14 protein-coding genes are annotated in these 12106 nt (G+C 60.2%); 6 read left to right on the plus strand and 8 right to left on the minus strand.

The annotated features are described in order from the left end of the window. Positions 1 to 5: 5 nt before the first annotated feature. Positions 6 to 536: a hypothetical protein gene (locus ACO07N_RS16280; RefSeq protein WP_421982024.1), complete on the minus strand. Its 531-nt coding sequence runs from the start codon at positions 534 to 536 to the stop codon at positions 6 to 8. 336 nt (positions 537 to 872) lie between these two features. Here ACO07N_RS16280 and ACO07N_RS16285 point away from each other — a divergent pair, with 336 nt between their 5' ends. Then, positions 873 to 1130, plus strand: coding sequence for a hypothetical protein (locus ACO07N_RS16285; protein ID WP_421982025.1), 258 nt, complete (start codon positions 873 to 875; stop codon positions 1128 to 1130). Positions 1131 to 1205: 75 nt separating this feature from the next. Here the strand turns inward: ACO07N_RS16285 and minE are convergent, their stop codons facing one another. The 3 genes from minE to minC are packed head-to-tail and all read right to left on the minus strand — an operon-like array spanning position 1206 to position 3134. Then, positions 1206 to 1466, minus strand: coding sequence for a cell division topological specificity factor MinE (gene minE / locus ACO07N_RS16290; protein ID WP_305986260.1), 261 nt, complete (start codon positions 1464 to 1466; stop codon positions 1206 to 1208). Continuing rightward, positions 1463 to 2284 (minus strand): septum site-determining protein MinD, encoded by an 822-nt coding sequence (minD, locus tag ACO07N_RS16295; protein ID WP_421982026.1) that lies wholly within the window; start codon positions 2282 to 2284, stop codon positions 1463 to 1465. The genes minE and minD overlap by 4 nt, the downstream gene beginning before the upstream one ends. 49 nt (positions 2285 to 2333) lie before the next feature. Continuing rightward, positions 2334 to 3134, minus strand: coding sequence for a septum site-determining protein MinC (minC, locus tag ACO07N_RS16300; RefSeq protein WP_421982027.1), 801 nt, complete (start codon positions 3132 to 3134; stop codon positions 2334 to 2336). 378 nt (positions 3135 to 3512) lie between these two features. Between minC and ACO07N_RS16305 the strand changes: the two genes are divergently transcribed. Together ACO07N_RS16305 and ACO07N_RS16310 are read left to right on the plus strand one after the other, a co-directional pair. Continuing rightward, the gene (locus ACO07N_RS16305; protein WP_421982028.1) at positions 3513 to 3809 is read left to right on the plus strand and encodes a hypothetical protein; all 297 of its coding nucleotides are present in this window, start codon (positions 3513 to 3515) and stop codon (positions 3807 to 3809) included. Between the two features lie 220 nt (positions 3810 to 4029). Beyond that, the gene (locus tag ACO07N_RS16310) at positions 4030 to 4950 is read left to right on the plus strand and encodes a DMT family transporter (RefSeq protein ID WP_421982029.1); all 921 of its coding nucleotides are present in this window, start codon (positions 4030 to 4032) and stop codon (positions 4948 to 4950) included. A gap of 456 nt (positions 4951 to 5406) precedes the next feature. Here the strand turns inward: ACO07N_RS16310 and ACO07N_RS16315 are convergent, their stop codons facing one another. The 4 genes from ACO07N_RS16315 to ACO07N_RS16330 all read right to left on the minus strand — a co-directional run bounded on the left by ACO07N_RS16315 (position 5407) and on the right by ACO07N_RS16330 (position 9314). Next, entirely contained in the window at positions 5407 to 6552 is a 1146-nt protein-coding gene (locus ACO07N_RS16315; protein WP_421982030.1) for an ABC transporter permease, read from the minus strand. After that, positions 6549 to 7487 carry an ABC transporter ATP-binding protein gene (locus tag ACO07N_RS16320; RefSeq protein WP_421982031.1) on the minus strand — a complete coding sequence of 313 codons (939 nt, stop codon included), beginning with the start codon at positions 7485 to 7487 and terminating at the stop codon, positions 6549 to 6551. Before ACO07N_RS16320 ends, ACO07N_RS16315 begins: the two co-directional genes overlap by 4 nt. Next, complete coding sequence (locus ACO07N_RS16325; protein WP_421982032.1) at positions 7484 to 8440, minus strand: HlyD family secretion protein; 957 nt, start codon at positions 8438 to 8440, stop codon at positions 7484 to 7486. Before ACO07N_RS16325 ends, ACO07N_RS16320 begins: the two co-directional genes overlap by 4 nt. A 169-nt stretch (positions 8441 to 8609) precedes the next feature. Next, entirely contained in the window at positions 8610 to 9314 is a 705-nt protein-coding gene (locus tag ACO07N_RS16330; protein WP_319386479.1) for a ParA family protein, read from the minus strand. Between the two features lie 462 nt (positions 9315 to 9776). Here ACO07N_RS16330 and ACO07N_RS16335 point away from each other — a divergent pair, with 462 nt between their 5' ends. The 3 genes from ACO07N_RS16335 (at position 9777) to grxB (ending at position 12103) form a co-directional block, all read left to right on the plus strand. Then, a complete protein-coding gene (locus ACO07N_RS16335; RefSeq protein WP_421982033.1) occupies positions 9777 to 10676 on the plus strand; it encodes an alpha/beta hydrolase in 900 nt (299 codons plus the stop codon). 47 nt (positions 10677 to 10723) lie between these two features. Next, positions 10724 to 11392 (plus strand): immunity protein Imm33 domain-containing protein, encoded by a 669-nt coding sequence (locus tag ACO07N_RS16340; protein WP_421982034.1) that lies wholly within the window; start codon positions 10724 to 10726, stop codon positions 11390 to 11392. A gap of 72 nt (positions 11393 to 11464) precedes the next feature. Then, positions 11465 to 12103, plus strand: coding sequence for a glutaredoxin 2 (grxB, locus tag ACO07N_RS16345; protein WP_421982035.1), 639 nt, complete (start codon positions 11465 to 11467; stop codon positions 12101 to 12103). Positions 12104 to 12106: the final 3 nt, after the last annotated feature.

Genomic DNA, 12106 nt, shown 5'->3' on the forward strand with positions numbered 1-12106 from the left:
GGCCGTCAGTCTTTCAGGACCAGCCTGACGCCCTTGAAATCATATGAGACCGGCGGCCGGACCGTCTTGGTGCTGTCTGGCGCTGCATCGATTGCCAGAAACTCGACCACGGAGGTGCCGCTGATGACATTGGCCACGGGGTCCGCAATCGCCTCGACGGTTACGCGTGCGATGTAGCGATCGGTCTCCGCGTTCGGTGTTGTCGTGAAATCAAAGGTCATGATTTTCAACTTGTCTTTGCCGCCCTCTTTTCCGAGACAGCGCCAGACACCGCTTCCGTTCGAAAAGGGCTGATAGCCTTCAAGCCCTCCCTGGGCGGAGTCCGTCACAAAGGCATGACCTCCGTTCGTCAGGGCAATAAGGCCCCGATCGATCCTCGATTTTCCGTCCAGCTGCGATGTGCGTTCGGTCATGTAGGTTCCGACCGCATCAAGACAGCCACCAATGTTCGGCCCGCTTTCCTGGCTGAAAGAGGGTTCTGGCGCGCCAGCCAGCACAAACAGGCAAACGCAGGCGAGAAATCTGGTTGTGGACATGATCGGTTCCCCAGTCTGAATTGGCTGTCTTGGCGAGTGTAACAACAAAATGCACGCAGTCTGAAATTTGGTTCCGGCGCAAGGTGTTTCTCGTGCTCGCGTAGAAAAGTTGGAGCATTGTTGAAAATCACAGTGTTATTTCTAGTTCTGGTTTTGATAAAGATTGAACATAATCAAGGGTATATTGTTGAATTTATTTACGTGAATGCATGAATTTGCTCTAAAGTCGCTAAGGACGGTTGTATTCGCCACATGAAATCGTGGGGGTTCTGGTGGTTGAGTGTGTCTAGGAATGTCGAATTGGGCCACGACAGGCCTTCGAAAATCCTTCACAGAGTGAAGGCTGACGCGCAGGCGGCGGAGATCCGCCATCTGTCAAAACCCTTTTGGGCAACCCTTCTGATTGGCGCGTTCAGCCTTCTCGCGCTTGTTGTTCTGCTCGCGCGCTCGTTGGACAGCAATGCGATCGCGACCTTCGAACTGCTCAGGCAGGCCGATGTCGCACTTTATTCAGCAAAACGTCAGGGTAGGGGACAGCTTGCCATCTATTCGTCAAAGCTGCTCGATCCGGGCAAGGCGGCGTTGAACCCGTGACAGCCCATTTTAACGAAAGGGCTTGGACCCAAGTTTTCCAAAGGCGAACCGGCCTTGGGGGCCGGTTCGTGGATTTCAGGAGGCCTTTGCCGCCGGCAGCTCGATATCGATGCCGAGCGTGGTGACATCGCCGGACCGGTCCATCTCGAGGCGTACGGAGTCCGGGTCGATTTCGACGCGTTTGGCAACCACCGCCAGGATATCCTCCCGGAGGCTTGAAATCAGGACGGCGTCCGAGCCGTCGTCGGCGCGTTCATGCGCCAGCAGAATTTGAAGCCGGTTCTTGGCGACCGAGGCGCTTTCGCCTCTTTTGCCAAAGAGGCTCAGGATGTTCATGCCGCCCTCCCTCTGAAGAGTTTGCCGAACAGGCTCTTCTTTTCTTCCGGGATCGTTACGGGGATGTTTTCCCCCAGCAGCCGGCGCGTTGCTTCCATGTAGGCCTTTGCCGGTGGCGAGTTCTCGTCCGAAAGCGTCACGGGCAGCCCGACGTTCGAAGCTTTCAGGACATCCTTGCTTTCCGGCACGACACCGATCAGCGGAACGGACAGGATATCGACGACATCGTCGGTTGCCAGCATGTCGCCCGTCTTCGCCCGGTCCGTGTCGTACCGCGTGATCATCAGGTGTTTCGGCATCCGGCCGCCGTCTTCGGCGATTTTCGTCTTGGCATCGAGCAGACCGATGATCCGGTCGCAGTCACGCACCGAAGACACTTCCGGATTGGAGACGATGATGGCTTCGTCCGCATGGCGCATGGCCAGCGTCGCGCCGCGCTCGATCCCGGCCGGGCTGTCGCAGATCACATAGTCGAAATAGCCGCGCAATTCGTTGATGACGGTCTCGACGCCTTCTTCGGTGAGGGCATCCTTGTCGCGGGTCTGCGAGGCGGGCAGCAGGTAGAGATTGCTGAGCTTCTTGTCGCGGACCAGCGCCTGCTTGATGGATGCCTCGCCGCGAACAACATTCACCAGGTCGAAGACGACCCGGCGTTCGGCACCCATGATCAGGTCGAGATTGCGCAGGCCGACGTCGAAATCGATCGCGCAGACCTGGTAGCCTTCCTTGGCAAGCGCCGAGGCAATTGCAGCGGTTGTTGTCGTCTTGCCGACGCCGCCCTTGCCCGACGTGACCACAACGACAGTGGCGTTGCTCATGGTGTCCGTCCTGTGTGTTCCGGGCCGGCTGACCTCCAGCCGGTCCCTGTTAGCTCAGTCCTTCAAAGACCAGCGTTTCGTTCTCGAACCGGATTTGCGCAGGCGAATTGCGCAAGGTTCCGTCGAAGTCGTCCGCGACCTTGTAAAGTCCGTTGATGGAAACAAGCTCGGCGTCGAGCTTGGTGCAGAAGATCCTGGCATTGTCCTTGCCCGCAACGCCCGCCAGCGCGCGGCCGCGCAAGGCGCCGTAGATGTGTATCGAGCCGCCGGCAATGATCTCGGCACCGGAGCTGACGGACCCGATCACGGTAACATCGCCGTCGGGATGAAGAATGCTCTGCCCGGAGCGAACGTGGTCGGAAATGACGATGGACGAATCTCCCTGTCTGGCGCTTTCGCGCTCAAGCTCGTCCAGAGACTTGGCAAAAGAATGGCCGTTCGCCTCGGATGCGCCCGGGGCATCGCCGGAGGGGCCGTTCTTTTCCTTGACCTGTGGATTGTTTCGTTCGGCGGCTTCGTCAGCCTTGCCGGCCTGCGCAGCGGGCTCGGGCACGTCCACGTCCGTGGTCAGCCGCCCGCCGCCAAAACTTGGCGGCATGCCTTCCTTCAGCCGCGTCCCGGAAATCCCGTCAATGCCCATGACACGTATCGACCGCTCTGCGAGACCGGCCAGGACCTGTTCGAGATCTTCGATCGGAATGTTGCTGCCGCGCACATCGAGAATGATCGGCCGGTCAATAAAGAAGCCGGGCGAACGTTCGATGATCCGGTCAAGCTCCGCGAACCAGCTGTCGAACGGCTGCTCCGGGGCGAGCACGATGGCAATAAAGGATTTTCCCTTGAACTTCATTTAAGAGGTCCGGCGGCATTGTCTGGTCAGGTGATTTGGTCGAATAAACCTAGCATTATCCGAAGCTTGCATCCCGGGAGCGGTCTGTTTTCCACCGATATCGATTTTTTCGAACAATTTCAGACAATTGACTGTTCAGCCTATCCTGATCGCGAATTGACGCGGCAAGGGCTCGCCAGATCTACCGAGCCCGGCCGGCAGAATCAGAGCTGAAACCCGGCGCAAAATTCCTTAGCCCGAACAGGACTTAACGAAAATCTGGTAAAGTGCTGGATTTTCGCCATATTGCAGCGCACTATAAGGTCTAAGTATTTTTCCGGCGTGCAGCGCTTGGGGTGAAAAATGAGTAATTTCAGTGATATAGTTCGATATATTGGCTTGACGGCCGACGAGGCTGCAGCGGCCCTCGATGTGTCGAAAGATGAAATTGTTCGCTGGTGCGAAACAAGCGAGGCGCCGCCGCTGCACATCTGGCAGGGGCTCCTGCGCATGCTTGACGAGATCCGTCTGTCCGCGGAAGCAGCGGCAAAGTCCGCCGATCTCGATCATCTGGAAGCTGATGACCTCAACAGTATCCGTCTGACCGTGCCTGGGCAGGCAGCCGCCGAATTCGATGGCCCGAAACGCGCGGCGACCGCGCTTGCCGTGGCAACCCTGGCGCGGGTGTTCGTCTGAGCGGGCAGCGCGGCGACGTCTTTTTCAATGTCTCCGGTGAAAATTCCCGAACGGCCGGCACGCGATCTGTTGCAGGTGCCCATTTTCTGGTATTGATGACTTTCTGAGCGTTTTTCCCGAAGCACCCTGCGGCCTCGATTCACGGCTGCGCAGGCGAATCCCAGTCTCCGGGGCTGCGCAACAAGCAACATGATCAGCACGAACCGACAGGGCTCTGGCAATGACAGCTACGCTCAAGGGACTTTTTGCCGCGCTCGGGGCATTCGCCCTGTTCTCGACGCATGATGCGGTGATCAAGTCGCTCGGCGCGACCTATGAAGTCTTCCAGATCATCTTCTTCTCGATGCTGTTCGCCTTCGTGCCCATGTCGATCATTATGCTGGCCGACAAGGCCATCGACAATTTTCGCCCGCATTATCCTGTTCTGGTCCTGTGCCGCGCCGGCCTTTCGATCGTTGCCATGTCCTGCGCGTTCTACGCCTTCACGGTGTTGCCGCTCGCCGAGGTCTATTCGCTGCTTTTCGCGACGCCGCTCCTGGTCACCGCCTTGTCCGTTCCGCTTCTCGGCGAAACGGTCCGCATGCAGCGCTGGGGCGCGGTCGTCGTCGGCCTCATCGGCGTCCTGATTGTCCTGCGGCCGGGGCTGACCGAGCTGACCGCCGGTCATGCCGCCGGTCTCATTGCCGCTGCGGCGAGCGCGATGTCGTCCATTCTCGCCCGCAAGCTCGGCGGCAAGGAGCGGCCGGCGGTCCTGATCCTGTTTCCGATGCTCCTGTCGATGCTCGTGATGTCGATGACCCTGCCGGTTGTCTATGTGCCCGTGACGCTGCCGGACCTGGGCTTGATGGCAATTGTCGGGTTCCTGTCGGTTCTTGCCCAGCTCTGCATCCTGGGTGCCTACCGGGCCGCGCCCGCCGCCTTCGTGGCCCCCCTGCAATACAGCCAGATCCTGTGGGCGACCCTCTTCGGCGCGCTGTTCTTTGCCGAAACGCCTGACCGCTACGTCGCCATCGGTTCGTCGGTGATCATCCTGTCGGGCATGTTCGTCGTCTGGCGCGAAAGCCGCGAAAACGTCTCGGAAAAGACACCGGTTCTGCGCACCGCCAACCCCCGCGTCGACACCGGCCCGCAACCGAAATAGGCACGCTGCGTCAGTACGGAAGGGCCCGCAGCGGCCAGTTCGGACTGTCTTGGCCTCACCCTTTGTGTCATCTCCGACTAGATCGGGGATCCATGACGTTCCGCTTCACAAACGGCTGGGCCCATCCGCTGCAAGCGAAACGGAATGGATGCCATGGTCGAGCCATGGCATGACCACACTGGGCAGGTTTTTTCTCCGCAACGCGCCACCTTCCCCGGTCATTGCAGGGCTCGACCCTGCAATCCATGCCGTTCCGTTTCACAAACGGCGAAGTCCATCCTGCGGAAACCAACCGGAATGGATGCCGTGGTCAAGCCATGGCATGACCCGGAGAAGGGAAGTCTGCCATAGAGCGGTCAGTCTGCCATGCGTCATCCCGGCCAAGCGCAGCGCAGAGCCGGGACCGGGGAGCCACTGGCCCGGCGGTCCGTACCGCCGCGGTTGGGATGGAAACCCTCAATCCAGCCTTTTCTTGAACCGCAGGGCGGCGATGATCATGCCGAGGACGAAGAAGCCGCACATCCAGAGCACGTCGCGGTGCAGGTCGATCAGGTCGGCGTCTCGCAGAACGAAGCCGCGGATCATGCGCATGAAGTGGGTCGCGGGGAAGGCTTCGGCGATATACTGCGCAATCACCGGCATGCCCTCGTAGGGGAACATGAATCCGGACAGCAGGATCGACGGCAGCAGCACGAAAACGGTCATCTGCGTTGCCTGAAGCTGGCTTTGCGCGATGGTCGACAGGACCAGTCCGAGCGACAGGCTCGCGCCTATGAAGAGCAGCGTTCCGATGAAGAGATCGAAGGTCCTATCGCCGAACGGCACGTTGAAGAGCACATGCCCGAGCCCGAGAATGATCACCGTCTGCAGAAGGCCGATGAAGATATAGGGGATGATCTTTCCGATCATCAGTTCGATCGGGCGCACCGGCGTGTTGATCAGCATTTCCATGTTGCCGCGCTCGCGTTCCCTGACGATCGCGGCGGATGTGAACATGATCATCGTCATGGTGAGAATGATCCCGACAAGGCCCGGAACGATGTTGATGGCCGTTCTCTGTTCCGGGTTGAAGAAGAGGGCGACTTCAAAGGTCGGTGTGGACCGGTTGGGTGCCTGCCGGTTGAGCTCGGAGAGCGGCATTGCCCGGAGCGCCTTGATCGCACCTGCGATCATCGTGTCGGAGCCGTCGACGATCCACTGTGCGACCGGGCGGCTGGTTTCTTCATCCGTTGATGGCGGCGTTCCGAGACCGACGGCAGGGGAGCGCGCGATGCGCTGGGGGAGATCGTCTGGCAGGATGAACGCGGCGCGCACCCGCGCGGCCTTGATCGCCGCCTCCGCCTCTTCCGGCGTTGCCAGCCGCTCGGTCACCTTGACCACCCTGGTCGCCTCGACCATCTGGATCAGGATACGGCTGAGGCCGGTCTGGCTCTGGTCGACAACGGCAACCGGGATGTCGCGGATATTCGTGTTGATGGCATAGCCGAACAGGATCAGCTGGATCAGCGGGATCATGATCACCATGCCGAAAGTCATGCGGTCCCGTCTGAGCTGGGCCAGTTCCTTGAAGAAGATCGCGGAGATGCGGGAAAGCGGTCTCATTGCCGGCCCTCTCCGGTTGCCGTCACGAAGACGTCTTCAAGATTGGGGCGGACACGCTCGATCAGGGTGGCCCCGTCGGTCTCCGGTTTGTCCTTCAGGAACGTTTCGGGCTCGGGTACGTCGTCCCTGACCAGGACACGCAACCGGGCACCCAGCTGGGCCGCGGCCATGATGCCCTCCGATCCGAGCAGCTTTCGCCGGATGTCGCGCAAGTTCGGTCCCTCGATCTCCACGACATTCGCACCCATCGCCGCCATCAGGTCCTTCGGCGCGCCGTCCGCCCGTTTCTGGCCGGCTTCCAGAATGGCGATCTTGTGGCAGCGCTCGGCTTCGTCCATGAAATGGGTCGTCACGATGATCGACGTGCCGCCTTCCACGAGGTCGAACAGCTGTTCCCAGAAATGCCGCCGGGATTCCGGATCGACCGCCGAGGTCGGCTCATCCAAGAACAGGAGCTGCGGCCGGTGCAGCACGGCAGTTGCAAGCGCCAGGCGCTGGCGCTGGCCGCCGGACATCTTTCCGGCGAAGCGCCCCTTGAGATCGGTGAGATCGTAGCGCTCCATGACCTCGTCGACCCGCTGCGTCCGCTGCGCTCCGGTGAGGCCGTAGATCGTCGCCATGAAGTTGAGGTTCTCCTGCACCGTCAGATCGCCGTAGAGCGAGAAGGTCTGGGTCATGTAGCCGATCTTGTATTTCAGCGTTTCGGCGTCCTTCGGCACCGACAGCCCAAGCACTTCAACCGTGCCTTCCGTCGGTGTGAGAAGGCCGGTCAGCATGCGCATCGCCGTCGTCTTGCCGCAGCCGTTCGGGCCCAGAAACCCGTAGATCATGCCACGCTCGATCACCAGGTCGAGCCCGTCGACAGCCCGGAAATCCTTGAACTTCTTCACGAGTCCCGTCGCTCTGACGACGATGTCGCTGTCCGGATCGCTCACGGCAGCACAACCTGCGCCGGAACGCCGTTGGGAAGATCCGACGCACTGTCCGGCAACTGGATTTCGGCGACATACATCAGCCGCGCGCGCTCCGACTGGTTGAGCGCGTAATAGGGCGTGAACGACGGGTCCGAACTGATCCACCGGACTTCACCCTCAATTGAGGTGTCGAGGCCGTCGATCCGGACCTCGAGACTGTCACCTTCCTTGACCTTCACCCGGTAGGGCTCAGGCACATAGACGCGGGCATAGGGGGCAGAACCTGCCAGCATGACGGCGACCGGGCTGCCGACCGTGACCCGTTCGCCAAGGTTCCAGGGAAGACTGTCGAGCACACCATTCCTTGACGCGGTAATGGTCAGGTCGGACAGGATCGTCTCCTGGGTTTCGAGATTGGCCGCCGCGGCGGCAAGCTCGGCCCGTGCAATCTGGATGTCTTCCTCCCGCGAGCCGATCTCGAGCTCCTTGAGATTCTCTCTTGCCCCGTCGAGGCTGGCGGCCGCCGCGTCCCGGCTGGCGCGGGCGCTGTCCAGCTGGGCCTGGCTGGTGGTGCCCCGCGTGGTCAGGTCGTCATAGCGCTCGAACGAGGCTTCCGCGTTCAGAAGGTTCGCCCGCGCGCTGGCGACGCTGGCGCGGGCCTGGGCGATTTCCTCCGGCCGGGATCCGTTGATGAGCTTGTCCAGATTGGCCTTGCTCTTTTGCATTTCGGCCCGCGCCTGATTGACAACGGCCTGCTGCTGGGTCGGGTCCAGCTGGGCAAGGATGGTGCCGGCCTCGACGAATGTTCCCTGCGCGACAGGCAGGTCCACCAATATCTCGTTGGCAGTGGCCGTCAGCGCGACCCTGTCTCTCTCGATGGTCCCGAGTGCAACATTGCCGTCTTCACCGAAGCAGCCGGCAAGCAGGAAGCCGGCGGCGAAGAGGGGAGCGGCACGAAAGGGCAACGGAAACATGAGGTCCTCCAGTTCATTCACCTGCACGCGGTCCGTACCCTAGCGTGGCGTCCGGCCGGGAACCAAGCGAAGAAAATCGCGCGGGTTTTGCAGGGGTGTGAGCGGATGGGTTTCCCAAAAGAAAAAGCCGGGTCAAAACCCGGCCTCTACCCGTCATGATGGCGCAGCGTCAACTGGCGCGCTTGAAGATGTTGTACCACCGTTTCTGGGGAACCTTGATGGCCCGTTCCAGGATCTCGGCGGCATAAAGAGCCGCGTTTTCCCTGGCCTTCGCGACGCCTGAGACGACTTTCGGGTCGAGACCGGCAAGCCCGCCGCCGAATTCGAAGAGATCCCGGAACGCGGCCCGCTCCACGATCGGTGTCATCAGAACGTCGATGTTCTGGGCCGCCAGGAAGTCCTGCACCGCCTTCATGGCGCGGGTGGTCACGGCCGCGTTGGTGCGCGTCAGCACCACGCAATGGTTGATGTCCTGCCGGACGATCTTCTCCAGCTTCTTGATCAGCGTCAGGATCTTGGCGCCGCCGCGCGCATCCATCGAAGACCCCTGGATCGGAACGACAACAAGGTCTGAAACCGACAGGGCGTTGGCCACGATCAGGTTTTCGGTGCCTTCGAGATCGACGATCACGTAGTCGGACGTCTCGCTGGCATGGGTGATCTGTTCGGTGATCGAGGCCGGTGACATTTCACTGACCACCGAGATGCCGGGGCAGTGCTCGGGCAGGTCGTGCCACTTGGAGATCCATTTCTGCGGGTCGGCGTCGAAGATGGTCACGCGCTTGCCCCGCGCCGCGACTTCTGTCGCAAGCAGCAAGGCGGCCGTGGTCTTACCTGCGCCGCCTTTTGCATTTGCAAAGGAAATGACTGGCATCTGGGTTCTCCTGAACTAGTCACCTGGATCTGAAGTTCGACTCATTTTTGCAGCGGGCTTCGAACGAACTTCAAATTCACCGCACTAACCGTGCATTGTCTTGCGGTCGGGCCTCTTGCGGACCTTTGTGTCCTGCAGTCTTGGATTTTTATGGTTACCAATTCCTTAAATTCGCAATTTGCGAGCAAGTTATTCAAAACACGCTCTAAGGTGTGGATAACTTTAAGGAATTCCTCGGTAATAATCGCAGTGACAGATTGTGAAAGCCGGTTTTTCGAGTTGATTTTCGCGTGATTGGATCCGTTCCAGGTTTTCGCGCCGGAGATACCCGCTGCAGGATATTTGACTTCTTCGGCGGGGATGACCGCCCGCTTTTGCATCCTCCGCAATTGCGCTGATCCGGGGCGGCGCGTAGTCTGACCTGCAAATCGAACGAATGCGCGCCCGAATGAAGGACCCAGAATGCTGCACCGGTTGAAGTCAGTCGTCCCGGCCCGATTGGCCGGGGCCATTGTTCTGGGAACGCTCGTCGCCTGGGCGGGGAGCGCACAGGCAGACGCCTTGAAGCCCTACAAGGATCGCCTTTTCAAATACAAGAAGGTCACCGAAACGCTTTACGACGGTGATTTCATCGTCGTTGAATATTCCAAGCAGCGCGACCTGCGCGACCGTGACGAGGTCGACGAGCGCAAGGTGTTCGGCAACTACGTGTCCTACAAGCCCAAGCGGGGCAGGGGTAGCGCGGAGCTCCAGGCCAACGGGCGCACCGTCACCTATATGGGGACCGGCAAGTGGAAGGGCGGCGCACGCATGGTCGTGATCTATATTCACGGCCAGGGCGGCAACCGCTTCCAGGGCATGAACGACGTGTCCTTCGGCGGCAACTTCAACCGGATCCAGAACCTGATGGTGCGCAACGGCGGTGCCTATCTGACCGTGGACATCAAGAATTTCGACAAGCGCGGCACGGCGGATGTCGCGGCGCTGATCCAGTACCAGAAACAGGTATCGCCGGGTGCGAAGGTGGTTGTCGCCTGCGGTTCGATGGGCGGCATCATCTGCTGGAACCTCCTGCGCAATGCCAATTACGCGAAGCTCCTCAGCGGCATCATGCTGCTCGGCTCGCCCAAGGACCCCAACATCTTCGGCTCCGGCGCACTGTCGCGCAACGTCCCCATCTATATGGGCCAGGGCACGCTGGACCGGGTCTACAATTGGGAAACCCAGGCGAACTTCTTCAAGCAGATCAAGTCGCGCGCGCCGAACTATCCCATCAAGTTCACGCTGTTCGACACCGGCACCCACGGCACCCCGATCCGCATGACCGACTGGCGGCTGGTGCTCAACTGGATGCTGCGGTGACGGTGAAACGGGTTTGAAGGCAACGTTTGCAGGCAGCGGACGAAACGATGAGTGATGCCGGTTACGAATTGGACGATCCACGCCCCATCAGGCGGGAAGCGCCCTATACGTTTTATCTGCCCGGAAACGAACAGCTGGAGGAAGTCGCTGCCGGGGTTCTCGTGCAGCTGATCTTCAGGGCTGTTCCGCCGACGGAGACCTATGGTGCCGAACGCATGTGGGTGGAAGTCGACCACCGTGACGGTGAGGTCCTGTCAGGGGTTCTCGACAACGAGCCCGTCGACATCCCTGGCCTCGCACGCGGAGACAGGGTTGCGTTCCGCCTGCATCATATCATCGACATCGATTGGGACGATCCTGCGCAGAAGGAACGCTTCAGGACCGACTTCAACAACTGGTTTGCACGCTGTTTTGTCGACAAGGCGGTTCTTGAGGGGCGTGCGCGCGCCGGTTTCCTGTATCGTGAGCAGCCGGAGCACAAGGAGAGCGATCGTTACCCCGACACGGGCTGGCGCATCCGGGCGGATGTCGACGAACTCAGTGACGAGGAATACAACGAAAACCCAAGCCCGTCCTACGTCGCCATCGGGGCGGTTCTGAACAGGGATGACAGTTTTGTCGATCTGTTGTCAGCACCGGTAGGCAGCGCGTTTCTCCGCGGGGAGGGCAACAACTACGAGCCGACCGATCTGGAGTTGGATGAAGACGAGGGCTGAACCGCTCATTGCACAGCGTTGGCGCAGACCCCACGCGATCTGGGATGGGACGAACCTGCAGACGAGGTAGCCGTGAAACTTCTCATGTTCGAGCACTGTTCGCTCTGCTTTCGCGTGCGCATGATTGCAGCGCTCAAGGGTATTCCGCTGGAAGAGCAGGTGGTGCTTGATGACGACAGCGAGGCGATGATCTCTCTTGTCGGCAGACGCGTTATCCCGATCCTGGTCTTGGACGACGGATCGCCCATGCTGGAGAGCATGGACATGGTCGATCACATCGAGGCAATCGGCGCTCCGCTTCTGACGGGAACGGAGCGTTCCGAAATCGCGGACCTGTGCGATCGCATTCTGAAGATCACCCCCTATCTCACCATGCCCCGTTATCCGCTGCTCGGGCTTCCGGAAATGGCAACGATCGCAGCGCATGACCACTACATGGTCCGCAAGCTCAAGGTCTATGAGGATTTTGTCGCGCTCAGAGCCAGAACGCGGAAGTTTATCGGTGACCTGACCCCCGTGCTGGAGGAGCTGGATGGACAGATCAGAAGTCCGGAGGCCGTGAACGGCACGTTGTCAAGGGACGACATTCGCCTGCTGCCGTTGTTGCGATCCGCCGCCGTGGTCAGGGGATTGGAATTTCCGGCGAACGTGCGCGCTTATTTCGAAACACTGATGGCCCGGACAGGTTTTTCGCCGCTGCCTGCGATTTGAATT

The sequence above is a fragment of the Roseibium sp. genome, assembly GCF_965229775.1.
In the GTDB taxonomy this organism is placed as follows: domain Bacteria; phylum Pseudomonadota; class Alphaproteobacteria; order Rhizobiales; family Stappiaceae; genus Roseibium.